Origin of the sequence: Nostoc sp. (genome assembly GCF_036917375.1) — a bacterium.
In the GTDB taxonomy this organism is placed as follows: Bacteria; Cyanobacteriota; Cyanobacteriia; order Cyanobacteriales; family Nostocaceae; genus Nostoc.
On the sequence record NZ_JBALDN010000015.1, the window covers coordinates 258,234 to 275,000 of the forward strand.

General features: G+C 39.4%; 18 protein-coding genes. 10 read left to right on the forward strand and 8 right to left on the reverse strand.

Translation table 11 applies throughout. The annotated features are described in order from the left end of the window. Positions 1–13: 13 nt before the first annotated feature. Positions 14–1,525 carry a TonB family protein gene (locus V7K45_RS04135; protein ID WP_335000650.1) on the reverse strand — a complete coding sequence of 504 codons (1,512 nt, stop codon included), beginning with the start codon at positions 1,523–1,525 and terminating at the stop codon, positions 14–16. A gap of 341 nt (positions 1,526–1,866) precedes the next feature. Here V7K45_RS04135 and V7K45_RS04140 point away from each other — a divergent pair, with 341 nt between their 5' ends. The 3 genes from V7K45_RS04140 to V7K45_RS04150 all read left to right on the forward strand — a co-directional run bounded on the left by V7K45_RS04140 (position 1,867) and on the right by V7K45_RS04150 (position 5,183). Then, positions 1,867–2,520, forward strand: coding sequence for a MotA/TolQ/ExbB proton channel family protein (locus V7K45_RS04140; RefSeq protein WP_335000652.1), 654 nt, complete (start codon positions 1,867–1,869; stop codon positions 2,518–2,520). Continuing rightward, entirely contained in the window at positions 2,504–2,908 is a 405-nt protein-coding gene (locus V7K45_RS04145) for an ExbD/TolR family protein (protein ID WP_094352241.1), read from the forward strand. Before V7K45_RS04140 ends, V7K45_RS04145 begins: the two co-directional genes overlap by 17 nt. A gap of 340 nt (positions 2,909–3,248) precedes the next feature. Then, positions 3,249–5,183, forward strand: coding sequence for a hypothetical protein (locus tag V7K45_RS04150; protein ID WP_335000654.1), 1,935 nt, complete (start codon positions 3,249–3,251; stop codon positions 5,181–5,183). A gap of 2 nt (positions 5,184–5,185) precedes the next feature. Here V7K45_RS04150 and V7K45_RS04155 read toward each other — a convergent pair whose 3' ends face one another. From V7K45_RS04155 to V7K45_RS04165, 3 genes are all read right to left on the reverse strand, one after another. After that, positions 5,186–5,773 (reverse strand): Uma2 family endonuclease, encoded by a 588-nt coding sequence (locus V7K45_RS04155; RefSeq protein ID WP_335000656.1) that lies wholly within the window; start codon positions 5,771–5,773, stop codon positions 5,186–5,188. A gap of 78 nt (positions 5,774–5,851) precedes the next feature. Then, complete coding sequence (locus V7K45_RS04160) at positions 5,852–6,535, reverse strand: ImmA/IrrE family metallo-endopeptidase (RefSeq protein ID WP_335000658.1); 684 nt, start codon at positions 6,533–6,535, stop codon at positions 5,852–5,854. Positions 6,536–6,543: 8 nt separating this feature from the next. Continuing rightward, the gene (locus tag V7K45_RS04165) at positions 6,544–6,996 is read right to left on the reverse strand and encodes a helix-turn-helix domain-containing protein (RefSeq protein WP_335000660.1); all 453 of its coding nucleotides are present in this window, start codon (positions 6,994–6,996) and stop codon (positions 6,544–6,546) included. 80 nt (positions 6,997–7,076) lie between these two features. Here V7K45_RS04165 and V7K45_RS04170 point away from each other — a divergent pair, with 80 nt between their 5' ends. The 4 genes from V7K45_RS04170 to V7K45_RS04185 all read left to right on the forward strand — a co-directional run bounded on the left by V7K45_RS04170 (position 7,077) and on the right by V7K45_RS04185 (position 11,003). After that, on the forward strand, positions 7,077–7,280 hold the full coding sequence (locus V7K45_RS04170) for a hypothetical protein (protein WP_335000662.1): 204 nt from the start codon (positions 7,077–7,079) through the stop codon (positions 7,278–7,280). 37 nt (positions 7,281–7,317) lie between these two features. Further along, on the forward strand, positions 7,318–8,139 hold the full coding sequence (locus V7K45_RS04175; RefSeq protein ID WP_335000664.1) for a PD-(D/E)XK nuclease family protein: 822 nt from the start codon (positions 7,318–7,320) through the stop codon (positions 8,137–8,139). A gap of 176 nt (positions 8,140–8,315) precedes the next feature. Beyond that, complete coding sequence (locus tag V7K45_RS04180; protein WP_335000666.1) at positions 8,316–10,406, forward strand: Piwi domain-containing protein; 2,091 nt, start codon at positions 8,316–8,318, stop codon at positions 10,404–10,406. Positions 10,407–10,547: 141 nt separating this feature from the next. Continuing rightward, positions 10,548–11,003, forward strand: a complete 456-nt coding sequence (locus V7K45_RS04185; RefSeq protein WP_335000668.1) for a nuclear transport factor 2 family protein — start codon at positions 10,548–10,550, stop codon at positions 11,001–11,003. A 418-nt stretch (positions 11,004–11,421) separates the two neighbouring features. On the opposite strand, the gene V7K45_RS04190 is transcribed toward V7K45_RS04185, so the two are convergent. Beyond that, entirely contained in the window at positions 11,422–12,114 is a 693-nt protein-coding gene (locus V7K45_RS04190) for a hypothetical protein (RefSeq protein ID WP_335000670.1), read from the reverse strand. A gap of 179 nt (positions 12,115–12,293) precedes the next feature. Between V7K45_RS04190 and V7K45_RS04195 the strand changes: the two genes are divergently transcribed. Continuing rightward, positions 12,294–12,425: a hypothetical protein gene (locus V7K45_RS04195; protein ID WP_335000673.1), complete on the forward strand. Its 132-nt coding sequence runs from the start codon at positions 12,294–12,296 to the stop codon at positions 12,423–12,425. 8 nt (positions 12,426–12,433) lie between these two features. Here the strand turns inward: V7K45_RS04195 and V7K45_RS04200 are convergent, their stop codons facing one another. Beyond that, positions 12,434–13,396, reverse strand: a complete 963-nt coding sequence (locus V7K45_RS04200) for an orange carotenoid protein N-terminal domain-containing protein (RefSeq protein WP_335000675.1) — start codon at positions 13,394–13,396, stop codon at positions 12,434–12,436. Positions 13,397–13,868: 472 nt separating this feature from the next. Next, the gene (locus V7K45_RS04205) at positions 13,869–14,003 is read right to left on the reverse strand and encodes a hypothetical protein (protein WP_335000677.1); all 135 of its coding nucleotides are present in this window, start codon (positions 14,001–14,003) and stop codon (positions 13,869–13,871) included. A 139-nt stretch (positions 14,004–14,142) separates the two neighbouring features. Between V7K45_RS04205 and V7K45_RS04210 the strand changes: the two genes are divergently transcribed. Both V7K45_RS04210 and V7K45_RS04215 read left to right on the forward strand, forming a co-directional pair. Continuing rightward, complete coding sequence (locus V7K45_RS04210) at positions 14,143–14,355, forward strand: chlorophyll a/b-binding protein (protein WP_335000679.1); 213 nt, start codon at positions 14,143–14,145, stop codon at positions 14,353–14,355. Between the two features lie 69 nt (positions 14,356–14,424). Further along, positions 14,425–14,664 (forward strand): hypothetical protein, encoded by a 240-nt coding sequence (locus V7K45_RS04215; RefSeq protein WP_335000681.1) that lies wholly within the window; start codon positions 14,425–14,427, stop codon positions 14,662–14,664. Positions 14,665–15,141: 477 nt separating this feature from the next. On the opposite strand, the gene trpE is transcribed toward V7K45_RS04215, so the two are convergent. Next, positions 15,142–16,671, reverse strand: coding sequence for an anthranilate synthase component I (gene trpE, locus V7K45_RS04220; RefSeq protein ID WP_335000683.1), 1,530 nt, complete (start codon positions 16,669–16,671; stop codon positions 15,142–15,144). Between the last annotated feature and the right edge of the window lie 96 nt (positions 16,672–16,767).

Genomic DNA, 16,767 nt, shown 5'->3' on the forward strand with positions numbered 1-16,767 from the left:
TCAACTTGACAGACTACTGCGGACTGGGAGCAGCAGGTTGTGATTGAGGTTGTTGGCGTAAACGGCGTAAAGAGTCCCGCAATTTATTCTGGCTAGTGTTATCTCTTCGCCGCCGCCGATTTGTGGTTACTTGTGGCTTTTGTGATGAATCGGTAGCCGTTTGCTCGCGCCGGATGCGGCGTAGGGACTCTCTTGCAGTTCCTTGAGTACGAGTTGTTCTAGCTTCAGATGATGAGTTTCTCGCAGGACTTTCTGCTCTTTGAGGTTCCAGTCGCCGACTAAATCCAGATATTGCTGGTCTTGATGCAGGTATCAACTCTCTGCGCCTACGTCTTGGAGTTTCCTGTGTGGAGTTAGCAGCCGTTGTCTGTTGGGTTCTCTCTCTCTCTTGTGCTTGTCTTTGTGTTTTCCGTTCTTGAACTTGGCGATATCGCCGTGAACCTTGTATAGCAAATTCAGTGGCTATAGATACCCCTTGTCTACCACCTTGTGCGGGTTTTAATTTCCAGTCACGCGCTTGTCTCTTGGTTTCTTCATCCAAATCGCGGTTTCCACTAGAGCGAGCAATCCGCACATTGGTAACATTGCCTTCTGCATCAGTATCTACAGCTACTTCTACTCTGCCTTCAACTCCCCGGCGTCTTGCTGCCTCTGGATACTTGGCATTACATTCGCGGCAGGCTGCACGACCATTACCACTACCTGAACTGTTAATTTTTGGAGGTGTTGGCGCTGTTGGTGCTGTTGCTACTGTCGGACGGTTTCCTACTCCATTGCCTATACCACTACCAGTGCCGCTACCGATGCCACTGCCAGTGCCACTACCAATGCCACTGCCAATGCCGCTACCGATGCCACTACCAGTGCCAGTGCCAGTCCCGCTGCCGATGCCACTACCAGTGCCAGTGCCAGTCCCACTGCCAATGCCACCGCCAGTGCCAGTACCAGTACCTCCGCCAAGGCCAGTACCGCTGCTTGTACCTACAGCAATACCACTACCTGAGCCTAAACCAACACCAGATCCGCCGCCGCCGCCACCGCCACCTGCTGAACTTGCTTTGGAATCTTCAGACGGAGCTGATTGGGGAATGGATGCAGATTTCACAGGTACTTCTGGTACCGATCGTGGAATAGGTGCAGATTTCACAGCAACTTCTGGCTTGATAGGAATTGCTTTTGGCGGCGTATTTATCGGCTGTGGCTTCTGAGGGACTGCTGTAATCTGTTCAAATTTTTCTACTGGTGGAGTTTCTATAGGCTGTTTTTGGACAATTTCTGGTTCTTTTTTTATTTCTTCTGGAATCTCTGCAATTGGTTTTTCTGGTTCCGCAGTCGGAGAATCCACGATCGCTAATTCTATTGGTTCTTCTTCTCCTGTGGGCACTCTCGTCAAATAATTACTTATGCCAGAAGACAGTACGCCGATATGCAGCGCCAGTGAACCTATTAGACTGTAAGTCAGAAAAGACTTGAGAGCCTCAACTTCTTTGGAACGTTGCTCGACAGTAATGCCGGAAAAGCTCATAGCTATTGCTACCTATTCTCACTAATTTAGCTATCTTAGAATGCAAGGTTACAAATATCAAGTAAAGAATTTAAATTATTTGGGATAGCTTTACGGAACCCTGGACTAGCATAAACAGCTTTTTAAACCACCAATATCATGGTTTTTGGACAAAATTAACTTTTATTGCAATTAAATTAAATTAATTTATGTAAAACAAACGAACGAGTAAATAAAAATCATGAACGTTCCATTTGAAAAAATTCTCATTATATTTTATATTCTGTTGAGAATAAGTTTCAGCTTTCTCTAGATTCTGGTAGTCTGATTTTGTATTGTGGATGACGTTATAGAGGCACTACATGGGAATTCAAAATTTGTTTGCAGCAGGCGGTGTGGTCATGTGGCCCCTGTTGGCGTTTTCGGTATTGGGTGTGGCACTGATCGTCGAGCGGATCGGGTTTTGGGTACGGATTAATAAGCGTCAAAACCGGGTGGTGCGTGATGTTTTGAATCTCTACCGTCTTGATAATATTGTCGGTGCAATGGATAAACTTCAGAAAAACGCAGATTTGCCACTGGCTCGGATTTTTCTGGCGGCTTTAGAATTAGAAGAGCCAAATCCAGAGGAATTCCGTTTGGCCTTAGAAAGTGAATCGCAAGCTGAGATACCTGTACTCAAACGTTTCCAAAACCTTTTCGAGACAATTATTAGTCTGGCACCACTGTTAGGACTTCTCGGCACAGTATTAGGATTGATAGCCTCCTTTGCTTCCCTAAATCTTGGTGATGTGGGAGGTAGTAAAACGACAAGTGTTACGGCTGGAATTAGTGAAGCCCTGGTATCAACTGCATCAGGATTGATCGTTGCTATATTCATACTCATGTTTGCCAATACCTTCCGGGGATTGTACCAACGGCAAATTGCACTAATTCAAGAGTATGGGGGACAGCTAGAATTACTTTACCGCCGTCGCTATGAACGAGGAGAAAAAACGTATGCGTCTACCAGATGAACCAGAACTTCCATTACAGATCAACATCGTGCCGATGATTGACGTGATTTTTGCAATTTTGACATTTTTCATTATGTCAACTCTGTTTTTAACACGTTCAGAAGGTTTGCCAGTCAATTTACCAAAGGCCGCCACAGCTAAACAACAGCAAGTTCCCACTAAAATTACCATTACGGTAGATGAAAAAGAACAGGTAAGCCTGAACCGTAAACCAATTGCAGTTGATGATTTAACAGCACAAGTGCGGACTTTAGTTGGTTCTAACCCAGAAGTGTTAGTGATTATTAATGCTGATGAAAAAGTTGATTATGGTCGGGTAGTGGCGGTGATGGATCGGGTACGTCAGGTTCCGGGAGCTAAATTAGCGATCGCTACCCAAAGAGAGTAAATAGATATATTAGGCATCAGAAGTTCAGAGAGTCAGGAAAATTCTATATTCTGGCTCCTAACTCCTTCTTATCTAATAGACATCTCCAGCAATTTATTATGCATTAGCCAAAATCCTTGTTATACACAATTTATTAATTTTGCCTACCTGATTTTCACTAGATGTTTAATTCTAACGGCAGTAACTTTTATTCATGTAGGTTTTGTCAAGGTTAAGTTTCAGCCGAATGCTTCCATTCTAGTATCTACAATCACGACATAATCCAAACTGACTTGATAAATTGCTAATTACACGAACAAAATAAGGCATAGCAAATTTATACAAGCAGGTAGATTATTTGATGACTATTCCAGAGTCAATTAAAAAATTCATTACATGGATACAAGGTTTTGACCATCGTGTTTTACAAAATGAATATGATGTAAAAGAAAAGTTTATTTTGCCAATGTTTCATTATCTCTGCTATCCAGAGATATGTCATCGTGAATACTCTTTGAAAACATATCAATCAGAAACACACACCAAAAATCCAAAAATTGCTCAGATTTATTTTGCAGCAGATGATGTAAAAAAACAAAATACAGATACATCACTGATTTTTGTAGAAGCGATAAAACCACAGAAAACTAAGTTAAATGAGGCTATTGAGCAAGCTAGATTTTATAGTAATCATTTTAATACACTATTTTTTATTGTCACTAATGGATATGAAATCAAGGTTTTTCAGCGTATCCATTACAATCCAGAAGAATTAGTATTCGATCTAAATATAGATACCTTAAAGAATAACGATTTTGCCTCAAAGTTTTATAACAAACTCAATTTTGATGTAGTTAAAAATATCGATAAAAACACAGCCAGTATTTTGACATATACTAAATATAACTTAATAGAGAACTTAATCACACGCCATCCAGATTTTCAAGGTTTTTTAGAACAATGTGATTTTGAGCCTTCTATAACTCGAGAAGATGACCGCTTAGTTGTTGTTAGACCAAAAGTAGCGATCGCCTGTAATTTACCCCAAGCTTTTGGAGAAGGTAATTGTCAAATAGAATTCAGTAGTATTCTTTTTAAAGGTTTAAAAATTCACTTAAATCATCAAGATATTTTAGGTCAATTAATGACTGGATTGCATACCCAGCCAGATTGGGGTTGTCGTCGTTTTTTGAAAGAACTAGATAAAGATAATTTTACAGTAAATTTTGGTCAAATAACAGTCATTCTATCAAAATTAGAAGCAACAGACTTGTGTTTGTGTATTGATGAAATTTGTCAGAAATATCAAAATTTAATAATTGAATTTGAGAATGCTCTAGAAACATGGGATTTTAAATTTGTAAACTTCTCAGAAGTTCGCGGTTTTATACTATTGTCTGTAAAACAAGAATTATGGGAGTTGATGCAGCAGTTTGCTAAAGAATTTGATTATAAGAAAGATAAGTCAGAATGGCATCTATTTCATAGAGAAAATATATCAATTCGAGTGAGTCGAGGAATTCGTGACCATACATTTATCTTCCCTAAGTTTGACAAAGATTTATCTTTATTACCTAGCAATCAAGTTAATATAATCTACGAACTAAATGATATTAATTTACAATCTATTAAAGTAGCTCAATTTGGCTTGTGGCAGCAAGATATTGGAGTCAGAGGAACTTGGACAGCTAGATATACCAAACAGTGGTTATTAGATAAATATATTCCCAAGGTTATTAATTACTATTCAGAAAAGTCTCAATTATCTGAAGCTGAATTGCTAGCAAAAATAACAAATAACAGAAGTGAACGTGCGCTGATTAAAGAAATTGAGAATATTGGAGATTTAGTACCTTATCTTCGTGACATACAATATTGGCTGCATATCTATGTAGAAAATATTGCAGCTTCGCTATTGAAACCATATTACCAAGCCTATACAAATTTAGTGCGTAACACAGATTCTTCCATAATAGGCATAGACTACATTTTCGGAAATTTGCGGCGAGTTGAGTGTAAAAATCCGTCAGAAGAAAATTATAGCAATTCTACAGACTGGAAAAACTTGACTTTTAAATATGCCATAGATTGCTTAGATAAACAAGTAGTAAGAATCAATAATAGTGAATACGAGAATAGTTTCAAGGCAGATTTAATCACCCGGATATTTATTTGGATTATAGAAAATGGTAAAATATCTTTTTCACAAGCTCAGTTAAGTGCTGCTAAACAAGCTTTAATCCCACTTTGGGAACAAAGTCGTTTTGAAATGCGCTATATCTATCCTAATCAATAAAATTACATAATTTGCTGTAAGTCCAACACAAACCCAGGAAGTACATTTTCTCCAGATAAACTATTAGGATTGTCTAATATTTCTACATCTTTAGCTGGACGATAAATTTCCACTCGCTTGTTTTTCCGATCAATTAACCAGCCTAATTGAGTGCCATTTTCGATATACTCCTGCATTTTCTCTTGCAATTCTTTCAATGAATCAGTACGAGAACGCAACTCTACGACAAAATCAGGACAAATCGGGGCAAATTTTTCTTGTTGTTCTGGGGTTAAAGCATTCCATCGCTCAATTTTCACCCAAGAAACATCAGGAGAACGTTCTGCACCATTAGGTAGGGTGAAGCCAGTTGAAGAGTCAAAACCTTTGCCTAATTTAGTCTGTTTATTCCAGATGCCTAATTCAACAACCATATCAAAGTTACGGTTGCCAGTATCACTACCTGTAGGTGGCATAATTAATAATTCCCCTGATGCTGTGCGCTCAAATTGATAATCGCGGTTTTTCTGACACATCTGGAAAAATTGCTCATCAGTCAAGTCAATTTTCAATTTAAGTGTAGAAGGTAAAGTGGTTGTCGCGGCGTTCATAGGTTATTGTGAGCATCTTAGTTTCTAGTTTAGTAGTTTGTGGAGTGCGATCGCACTTTACCTATTAAATAAATTTGTCTACCCATTTGGTATAGCTTTACCCGGATATATTTGTCTAGAACCGTTGGGAATAGAAATCCAGCCAAGGCTTTGTAAGCGGTTCTTTAAATTAGAAATTGTGACACCAAGCTCATCTTTCATTGCATAAAGGTGATTCCAATTAGTTAAATCACGTCCTCTTTGTACTTCTTCTAGTTTAAAGAATGGCATGAGAAAGCAACTTGCAAAATACTGAGCTTGCCATTCAATTCCTTGCTGAGTAGTAACACTGCGGCATAAAAATGGTTCTACAGTTTTTTCAATACCCATTTCTTGGAGTTCTAAAAATCTAGAAACCTTATTTTGATCTATATGAAGTATCCAGTGTCCAATTTCGTGAGCGATTGATGACTCTTCAAATCCTTGAGGGAAGTCACGATAATTTTCATTCATTATAATCTTACGTTCGGTGGGTAAAATCATAGCTGCAATAGCTCCTTGCTCATCAGCAGGTATTTCCCCACAATCCATATCTAATCCTAGAGCTTCTGCCATATAACCAGCATCAATTGGCCATTTGAGAGGAAGTCGGCGCTTTGCTTGCACATACATGAGAACGTCTGTCGCTCGACGCTCAATGTCATGTTTGGGAATGAAGCGATACGGCTTAATAACTTTTAACTCTGATTCATCTTTGGAAATGAAGGAATGCTGTTTGTTCACCGTTAACTCTACTTCTCCTCACCTTCTGATTTTGTTGTTTCCTTCAGTAACTTGTGAGCGAAGTCAGGCTCATCCCTCATTCGGCGTAGTAAAGCAGGCATTTGCTTATACTTCTTGACCAAATCCTCAAAAACTTTTGTGTCATCAGGTGTAATTCGACCAGCAAGGTGTCTTAACTCTTCTTCATTCAAATTTAGGTGAAGAGCTAATTTATGAATGACATCCTCACTAGGAGGATACCCAGCATGATCGTTCTCTAGTTTGGATAGATAGGTGTAATCCACACCTATCAATTTAGCCATTTCACGCTGACTGAGTTCCTTTTCCTTGCGAGCTGTACGAATAATATTGCCAAAAGTTCTACTCACTTCAGTGTTCCCAAAATTTCCTGAGCTATCTTGACAAACTTGATTAAATTGGTCAACATGGTCATTGTATGCAACAATAACAGTATAACTCATCGCATAACCCATGCGATCGCAAATTTTCGGTTTTTTTTAGCTTTAAATTATACCTACCTACAACAGGAGTACTCAATTTTATGAAAGAACAGCCTGTAACTTTTGAACAATTGTCCTTTTCTGTTGGTAGACCTTTACCAGTTCTGCTTGAAGAAATTCAAAAATCAAGCCGCAATCCACAACTCATAAAGGCTGCCGAACAGATGCTAGAAGGCTTGCATACCTTGGAAATGGCAACCGAGGTTGGTGTATATACGGCAATCTACGAAATCCTAACCAAGTAAAACTTTTTTCTCTGCTAAATTCTGGGGTTTGACATCAATGAGCCAAAATTGGCTACCATTTGCCAGTTACAACTTATGGTTGCAGTACTCTCCACCCATAGGGAAAGAACACTTACACTGTGACATGAAACGAGGTTTTACAAAAGCGCGATCGCGAGAACCTGCGGTTGCAGCAATCTTGGCAAGTGATAGCACTCCTCAGCGAATTGGATTACTAGCACAAAGGGGAGTTTATGAGTTTCATAAAAACTCCCCGATGTTACATCAAGAAGACGCTGTAGAAAAAATGATAGAGATTCTGGAATTGCGGAAAGAGTCAGATTTGGTTCAGCAGCGAGTACTTCAAATACTGACAAACTACCAGCAAAATCCAATTCTTGCTGAGAAGAAAATTATTCAACTTAGCCGAGGTGATGAGGGTTTTCCAGAACCAATTCTGATTAAGCAGGGTAATCAATCTTTTAACTTCTTTGCTGCGATTGACTGCATTTTTGCCGAAGAAGATGATACTTTGCACATTTTAGATTTCAAAACTGGCCACTCTGATTTTGATCGGCGACAAGGGTATATTTATTTACTAGCTGCTAGTTACCGATACCCCCAGCAAAAAGCAGTAGCGTCTTTTTATAACTTAGAAAATGGTAACTGGTCAGAACCTATCAGCGCAACACCTAACACTCTTAAGGCTTTTCAGATAGAACTCGCTTTAATAGCTCAACGACATCAAGAAGATTTGAGACGCTACCGTAAAAATTCTGCTGATTTCAGTCAAATATTTCCCCAAAATCCGGGTGTAAGTTGTCGCTACTGTTCGTTTAACTCAATTTGTGAATTTACTATATCAGAGGTTTCTACATGACTGCTGGTGTGCTTCAATCCCCCTTAAAAACTAATATATCCCCAATATTTTTGGTAGAGATATTTTTACTAAATATTCCTCAACCTAACTTAATCTGCTTTCGACTGACTCCCAGAGTAGATCCTGAAATAGGAAATCGCTTAAGTTGGCGGTTTAGTCAGAAATTTCCTGATATTATGGCCATCTTTGCAGATGGTAATTTCTGGGTTTTAGCTAAACCCGATCAAGCAATGCCAAGTTTAGATGAATGGCGAAAAGCTTTAACAGGAATTCAAGAGGAATTGAAAAAAGATATTGGCGATCGCTATTATTCAATCCAATGGGTAAGCCAACCACAGATATCTGCTGATATCCTTTCTCAACTGGCTATAAGAATATTAAAAATTAGACGACCATTTTCATATTTTACTATTCCATTTAACAACATTGAGGTTAGACGAGAAGCAAAATTTTGGGAAGAAGCAATTGAAATTCAAAATATTTCACACCCAGCTATTGCTATAACCGTTCGCAGTTCTTTTGTCTTTAAAGGAAAATTGTCTGAATTTTACGAGAATCATCCTTATAGACAAAATCCAAGAGATTTATTAATTGGTTTAAATGTTCGAGATATTGAAAAGAATAGTTCAGCTACTATTGTAGATATAGAAGGAACTATTGGTGAGCGTGAAGAAGAATTACTCAACTATAGGCCTGCATCAACCAGTGAAATAGCTATTCGTGAAGCACCGAGAGATCAACCTGTTGTAGTTGTGCAGTTTAATAAGGATAAAAGACGGTATCCTTATGCAATGGCTGCTCTTACTCCTTGTATCACAGAGGATACTGCCAAACGATTTGATGTAAACTATGGGGATTTACTTAAAGAAGCTAAGATTCCTTATCAAGAGCGGCAAAATAGTTTGGCTTCATACAAAAGAGAAGCTGCACTTGCTCTAAGTATTTATGGATTTGTGTTATCAGAAACCTGTATTAATAGTAGAAAGAGTGGCAATTGCTCTGAATTATTCTTACCACTAAAATTTAACCTTGAAGATACTCAACTTCTATTTGGAAAGGATAAATATGGTCAAAATTTTATAAGTAGGAGAGGAGATGTCCTTAAAGGACTATCACAAGGAGGGGTTTATCGTCGTCAAACTCAATATGAAGATAAAGCAACACCGATTCGTATTACAGCTTTGAAGCTTTGTGATTTGAAAGTAGATCCTTTTATTAGGGAAGTTCAGCAACGTCTAAAACGCTATGGATTTGAAAGCATAATTGTTCATCGAGTTGGTGTATCAGTAAAGAGTTCAAGCGTATCTGATGATAGAGAAAAAGTTGAGCAAGCTATTAATGAATTAATGGCGATTCCTACTGACATTGTTTTGACATTTCTACCTCAGAGCGATCGCCATGCTGATAATAGTGATGATGGTAGCTTTTATTCATTTATTTATTCACGCTTACTCCGGCGTGAAATTGCTAGCCAAGTAATTTATGAAGATACATTAAAAAATACCAGCAATTATGGTAATATCCTTCATCAGGTAATTCCAGGAATTCTCGCAAAATTAGGAAACTTACCTTTTATATTAGCTGAACCTTTAGAAATTGCTGATTATTTCATCGGCTTTGATATTTCTCGAATTTCTAAAAAGAAGGGAATCGGAAGTAGAAATGTCTGTGCGAGTGTCCGTCTCTATGACAAGCGAGGGGAGTTTATTCGTTTCCGACTGGAAGATGCTTTAACCGAGGGTGAAACAATTGATAAACGAACACTAGAGAGGTTTCTACCATCTGCTGAATTAAGACAAAAAACTGTACTAATTTACCGTGATGGACGTTTTTGTGGTGATGAAATAAAGAATTTAAGAGAAAGAGCAAAAGTTATTGGTTCAAAGTTTATTTTGGTAGAGTGTATAAAATCTCAGATTCCACGACTATATAAATTTCAGCAGTCTGTAGTGACAGCACCAACTAAAGGGTTAGCTCTTCGCTTATCACCGCATGAAGTAATTTTAGTCACTACTGAAGTTAAGTCTGAGAAAATGGGTTTACCTTATCCTCTGCGTTTAAAGGTTATTCCCGATCCCGAACATCAACAGCAAGTATCAATTGAAAGTTTAATAAAAGCTACACTTAAACTGACATTACTACATCACGGGGCGTTGAAAGAACCTCGCTTACCCGTCCCATTATACGGTTCTGACAAAATAGCTTATCGGCGGTTACAAGGAATTGCTCCAGGTACAGTAGAAGGCGATCGCCAGTTTTGGTTGTAGAATTTTAACATCAACGCTACAGACATTCTGCATGCAACCAAAACTTGACTTTTCACAAGAGCGATCGCAATACAAACAACTTCTGGTTAAATTCTATTAATGCTCTATAAGCTTAATACTTTAGAGGGTAGAAAAATCTAGATGCTTTGGTTATCTCAATGGCTAGTGTTAGGAACTATATTTGTTAGCTTAACTTTTAGCACACCTTTATTTGCCAGTCAGTCCATGAACCAACAAGATATCCAGATATTAATAGAAAAAGCTAAAGATGCATGGGTTGCTCAAGATGTCGATGCTCTTGTACAATTGTTTACGGTTGATGGGGAACTAATTGTGCCTGGTCAATGCTGGCGGGGCCAAGAAAGAATTCGAGAAGAACTTGCCAATTTTAAACAACACTATTCAGATGTTAAAATAGACATCAAGCGGATTATCATTGGAGAAAATCAGGCAGCAGTAGAATGGTACTACGAAGATACAGAAAAGGCGACAGGTCGCCGCAATCAAGCTGATGACGTAATTGTTGTAGATTTCAAAGATAGTCAAATTAGTCGTTGGCGTGAATATTTTGACACACAAACGCCAACTAACAGATAGTTAAATTAGCCGTGAAACTCCAATATACTTAATTTATTTTGAATCAAGGATATTGAAGTTTCAAAACTAACTTGTAACGTAAAAAACACAAGACGTTAATCACCTTAGACCGCTCTGATGAAGAATTTCACCTTCCCTTCAGTGATAATAAAGTGGAGGAAGCGACAAAAACTCCACACCGTCAAGGATTTTTATTGATTTACACTGTTCAAACATCTGTCATCGCTCTCCTTCGATGTCTGATATTGGGCCACAGCGGCATAACACCCATACAGTGCTGTCTGTTTTCATAAACATAGAATAGCTAACAGTTGAGTGAAAAACTCTCTCTCCCAAGTATAAACACTAGCTAGCCTAGAGATATAGCTATATTGTTCATACAAACTTGTCTAAAGCAAGATTTTAATTCTTTATAACTTTAGCTAGTCATTTGACGCCGTTGAGACTGTACTTGGTTAAACTGCTTTTGTTGTGGTGTTAATTGGCTGTAATCACTTGAAGATTGCATATCCCATTGTAATTCTGCTAGCAACAGTAAACTAACGGTCATAATTAGCCCTGTGGAGAGAAACTGCATGACACCGCAGTATGGCAAAACTAAGATTCCCAACAAATGAATAAACCCCGTCAGCATAAATGTGCGCGAACGCATTCCTATCCCGGTGCAAAAGTAGCCGATGGCACTTAATCCTAACCACAGTGGACACAAACGGATCAACACCTCTCCCCATCCCAAAAAAATGCTCAGATCGGTCAACATTAAACCCACTATGATTAAAATCGCCCAGCTATAAATAACCCAGCGTAGCTGTTCTACAGTTGCCCAAAACCAAGTTAGACTTACCATACCCGCTGCACCGAATAAGGTAAGCACTGACCACAAAATCGCTTGGCTACTCCAGCTAATGGGTAAAAACTGGGCGGTTACAAAAATCCCAGATGAAATTAGTCCCCAGAGAATAAATGCTTGATCGACGCGAGTATAAAACTTTGAAAAGAGAACAAAATTTCCAATTTGGTAGTTGAGACAGACTAGACCTTGAATATCTTGAAAATCTAGCTCTTGCTGTTTTTCACGTAGGAGCGGCTCCGAGGAATTGAAAAAAGTCATTGATAATCTATTACCCTTGGTAGATGAATAAATTATTACTCTATCCAAAGATATATTGTTATTTAAATACAAACAAGTAAAGAATAGTTGAGATGTTCTTGAGCGAGAAAGGTTCTGGAAGTCAATACTACTTATTGTAATTTTATATATTTTGATACTTTAAAACTAAAAGATCGCTGATGGAATCGGTTGTTTTCAATAGCGATCGCAACATGAAGATACCAAATAAGGCGCTATCAGTTTTTTTGCTTAAGCGTGGTGAGGTAGCGATTGCTCCTCACTCATCCACGCTTAAGCAGCAACTAATCTAGCCCTATCTCTATTTACGTACTAGGTTCAGCAGTTCTTTAGGAGAAGCCAGCAAGTCAATCGCTACAAAGAATATTTTGCCTTGGGGATCTAGCAAAAAGCGCCATGCAATATTCATGCCCACGCTAGCACCGAACCAAGGGGTTTGGACTTTGCCTGTAACTTTAACTTGGGTATAGCCATCTTCCACAGGCTCAGATACGCCGCGCTCTGGGAGCATCTTCAATCCCTGGCATTCTTCACGCATATAAGCACGAATTGCGTCTTGACCAACAATTGGTCTTTCAAAGGGAGGCTGCAAAGCACCTTCGGAGGTAAACAGAGAAACCGCAGCATCAAAGTCATTGGCATTCATGTTGTTGATATAGCCAAGTACCGTAGGATTGTTGACGCCCTCGATAGTAACTTTAGTCCGAAATGCTGGTGCAGTGGGAGGAGCTACCGGCTCTGAGACTTTCTTGTAACTACCAGGAGCATTCGGGTCAAATCCCATGCTAATTACGGTATTGCGTAGGATGGTAATTTGTTGACCTGAATCTGCATTGCGGATGGCTTGTAAAACATCGGCAGCTTTAGAAGAAAGCTTGTAACCTGATGGGATTGGAGCAACGATTCCCTGAGCCATCCATTCTCCTAACTGATACCAAAAGCCCAACTTGATGTTCACCGTGAAGGATGCATAAGAACGGCACAGAGGAGTGTCAGCACGGTTAGCCAAATCGTACATGACTTGCGTTTGAGCCTCAAAAGGCATCTGCTTAATTTGTTCGAGTAAGCCTTGTGCAAGGATCATGTTGGCTGCCCCAGGAGCCGCAACTGTAATACTTCTACCCATCTCGGTATAAGCAAACCAAAGTAATGCTAGTTGATCTTCAGCATTGAGCTTAGAGAATGATTCGACGACGGTTGGAACAACGTCAGCAACTAGGGTGCCGGGAAAAATACTTTGAGCCGACTGGATGGTAAAAGACATAGCAGAAATTCCAAAAAGAAAATTACAGTTCTACCGAATGTGAAAAATCAAATGTGCAAAGACCGAGGAGAAATGCGTTGAAACGTTAATAAAGGCACTCAGTAGTTTATGTATCACTAGACAGCCTGTTGTAGAGATAGCTCTAAAAAAGGCATAGTGATGCGTTGCCATTGAGTTTAGATACTTGGCAAAGCACATTGCAGGCTCAACTGCATAGTTATTTAGAAAGCCTTGATTAACGGTGGTTTAACGCATTGATGCTGCTTTTGTATCTTTATGTAAAGAAACATAACAAGTTCGTTACAAATAAGCAATACTTTCTCAGTTATATATTAATAAGTTTTGTTTATATAAACTATAAGTTTTACTGATATTTAATTTAATGCAATCAGTACTTTTGTGTGCATCAAATTTCCATAATCCTTCGCAGAACCTGTTCGCCATCAAACATCACGAGCATCACAGGCTACTGTCAATATGGTTCGGTTAAGATTTTTGATGAAAATTCTAGATCGCTAAAAATGCGAGAAATCGCCGTCTCTACAATAATCGGCGATTCATCGCGTCTCTTGCCTTGACCAAACAGTATTGAGCCGACTGTAGACACGCCTAGTTCTCCTACACATCCGAAATACCCTACTCACTTAGTACGGTTCTTACTACTTTTATTTTTATGTCAAGTAGTTGCAAAAAATATTTACAATAGTTAATATTCGTTTACAGAAAGCAAAAACAAAGAGTCAAAAATGGCAAGTAAAAGCTTTACCATTAGCGAACGCGGTCAACTCAATAGATTTGCGATTGAACCCAAGGTTTATGTTGATGAAACTCCACGGATAGGATTCACCAAATATGCCGAAAAACTCAATGGGCGTTTGGCAATGATTGCTTTTGTTTCACTCATAGCTGTAGAAGTTATCACTGGACACGGTTTGGTTGAATGGCTAACCAGCCTTTAAAGAAGACACTTTGAGATTTCTTAATTTTCTTCACTTGACGAATAAAGCAATTTAGAGGCAAACTTACTTATGAAAACTGATTTTGATTATCCCAAAAAGGATTTAATTGGACCTGTCGTTTTTAGACCTGATTTCAACAACTTTGAGACTATCAATGCAAATCAAGCCTGGTCATTGTTTTTTACTGTCGGTCACGATGATAAAGGGTTGGGACAAGAAATTGAGTTCGGGAGATTTTTTACTAACCTTTTAATTGCCATTGGAGTAACTGGAATTATCTGGGCGATTTACTTCAGCCAATTAGGATGAATAAGTTTGTTCATTTCTAGTGTGTAGTAACTTCAACAGAGGTCTTGGATTTGGATACCAGGACTTCTTTTAAATTTTCAATAAGTTTAAAAAACTCTATTTAGCTTTGGAAAAAGTTTGATGTTGATTGGATTTATAAAGCTTCCAAATTTGTCACGGTATTGTGGATACGTGGGCTTAGAAGTAGCACAAATTGTTTCCAAACATCTTGCTGTTCAAAGTAAAACTTATGTAATTCAAAATAGAAGGGTATTGATACATCAACTTTTAAAGTCTGGTCTGGATGCTCATACGGCAGATCGAACTGTTACTGTACTTATATCAAACCCAGTTTTACAGTTAAGCAACAAAAACCAGTGTGCAATTAATTGTATGCGAGAGAAGCCATAATACAGGTAGGAAAAAGGATTGGGTTAAAGTAGAGTTTACAGGTGACAGGTAATAATCTGTACTTTATTCCCTTCTTTAGTCCCTAGTTCAACGCAAACAACGAATCGCCTCTAATAGACCTCTAGCTTTATTCAGCGTCTCTTCGTATTCTTTTTCTGGCTCAGAATCAGCTACCAAACCTGCACCGGCTTGTACGCTCACGATATTATCATGCACTACCATTGTGCGAATTGCGATCGCAGTATTTAATTGTCCTTCAAAATCGTAATATCCATACACACCGGAATAAACACCCCGACGACTAGACTCTAACTCGTGGATAATTTCCATCGCCCTAATCTTGGGTGCGCCGCTTACCGTACCTGCTGGGAAGGAAGCTTTCAGTAAATCCCATGCTGTTTTACCAACAGCTAATTTACCCACAACATTGCTAACAATGTGCATCACATGGGAGTAGCGTTCAACCACCATTAATTCATCGACTTTGACGCTACCACTTTGACAAACACGCCCCAAATCATTCCGCCCTAAATCCACAAGCATTACGTGTTCGGCAATTTCCTTGGGGTCTTGGAGTAAATCTTCAGCAAAGGCTGCATCTTCCTGAGTAGTTTTACCTCGCGGACGCGTCCCAGCAATTGGGCGTACCGTCGCTATTACTCCACCATCTGAATCGGTTTCGGCTTTCACCATCACTTCAGGACTGGAACCGATGATTTGCCAATCTTGGAAGTTAAAGTAAGCCATGTAAGGCGAAGGATTTATCTGACGTAGCGACCGATAAAGGGCAAAAGGGTCGCCTGTGTATGTTGTTGATAGTCGCTGAGAAATTACTACTTGGAAAATATCGCCTGCTTTAATACAATCTTTCGCCTTTTCAACGCTGGCACAAAAATCAGGGCGGGTAAAATTACTCTTATACTCTTCTGCTCCTCTGCTCCCCTGCTCCTCTGCTCCCCTGCTCCCAGGCGGATTCCATTCCAGTCGAGTTTTTTCCGGCGATAAGGGTAAAGATAGCTTTTCGAGCATTTGGGTGACGCGATCGCCAGCTTGTTGATATGCTGCTTTTAAATCTACATTCGGGTCGCGTAAATCAGCATAAGCGATCGCCCAAATTTTCCGCTTCACCTGGTCAAAAATCAACAAGTGGTCTACTTGCATCCACAATCCATCAGGGATATTCCGCTCATCTGGTGGATAAATTGGCACACGCGGCTCAATCCACTGAATCAATTCATAGCCCCAAAACCCAAACAAGCCGCCAATTCCTGGTGGTAGCTGTGGTAATTTCACTGGGTGATACGGTGCTAAACATTCGGCTAAAGCTGTAAAAGGATCGCCAGCAAAAACCACCTCCGAACCATCGCGGTTTTTCTGAGTCGTGCGATCGCCCCTTGCTTCCAAAACCCACACCGGATCGCAGCCCACTAAACTATAGCGTCCCAGCTTTTCCCCACCTTCGATGGATTCCAACAAAAAGCTATAAGGCTGACCAGCACAGACTTTATACCAAGCAGATACGGGCGTATCTAAATCCGCCACCCATTCTTGATATACCGGGACGAAGTTGCCTTGTAAAGCTAGTTGAGAAAAGTCGGAGAAATCAGGGAATACCATAAATTGCTTGGGGATGGAGCATAAGAAGCAGAGGGGCAGGGGGGCAGAGGAGAAAAATAACTCCTACTCAGCACTCCTGAAGCTTATGGGGCACAA

Coding starts and splice junctions, on each gene's coding strand:
- V7K45_RS04135 (WP_335000650.1), bottom strand. CDS start 1,525: ATGAGCTTTTCCGGCATTACTGTCGAGCAACGTTCCAAAGAAGTTGAG.
- V7K45_RS04140 (WP_335000652.1), top strand. CDS start 1,867: ATGGGAATTCAAAATTTGTTTGCAGCAGGCGGTGTGGTCATGTGGCCC.
- V7K45_RS04145 (WP_094352241.1), top strand. CDS start 2,504: ATGCGTCTACCAGATGAACCAGAACTTCCATTACAGATCAACATCGTG.
- V7K45_RS04150 (WP_335000654.1), top strand. CDS start 3,249: ATGACTATTCCAGAGTCAATTAAAAAATTCATTACATGGATACAAGGT.
- V7K45_RS04155 (WP_335000656.1), bottom strand. CDS start 5,773: ATGAACGCCGCGACAACCACTTTACCTTCTACACTTAAATTGAAAATT.
- V7K45_RS04165 (WP_335000660.1), bottom strand. CDS start 6,996: ATGAGTTATACTGTTATTGTTGCATACAATGACCATGTTGACCAATTT.
- V7K45_RS04170 (WP_335000662.1), top strand. CDS start 7,077: ATGAAAGAACAGCCTGTAACTTTTGAACAATTGTCCTTTTCTGTTGGT.
- V7K45_RS04175 (WP_335000664.1), top strand. CDS start 7,318: ATGAGCCAAAATTGGCTACCATTTGCCAGTTACAACTTATGGTTGCAG.
- V7K45_RS04180 (WP_335000666.1), top strand. CDS start 8,316: ATGGCCATCTTTGCAGATGGTAATTTCTGGGTTTTAGCTAAACCCGAT.
- V7K45_RS04185 (WP_335000668.1), top strand. CDS start 10,548: ATGCTTTGGTTATCTCAATGGCTAGTGTTAGGAACTATATTTGTTAGC.
- V7K45_RS04190 (WP_335000670.1), bottom strand. CDS start 12,114: ATGACTTTTTTCAATTCCTCGGAGCCGCTCCTACGTGAAAAACAGCAA.
- V7K45_RS04195 (WP_335000673.1), top strand. CDS start 12,294: ATGGAATCGGTTGTTTTCAATAGCGATCGCAACATGAAGATACCAAAT.
- V7K45_RS04200 (WP_335000675.1), bottom strand. CDS start 13,396: ATGTCTTTTACCATCCAGTCGGCTCAAAGTATTTTTCCCGGCACCCTA.
- V7K45_RS04210 (WP_335000679.1), top strand. CDS start 14,143: ATGGCAAGTAAAAGCTTTACCATTAGCGAACGCGGTCAACTCAATAGA.
- V7K45_RS04215 (WP_335000681.1), top strand. CDS start 14,425: ATGAAAACTGATTTTGATTATCCCAAAAAGGATTTAATTGGACCTGTC.
- trpE (WP_335000683.1), bottom strand. CDS start 16,671: ATGGTATTCCCTGATTTCTCCGACTTTTCTCAACTAGCTTTACAAGGC.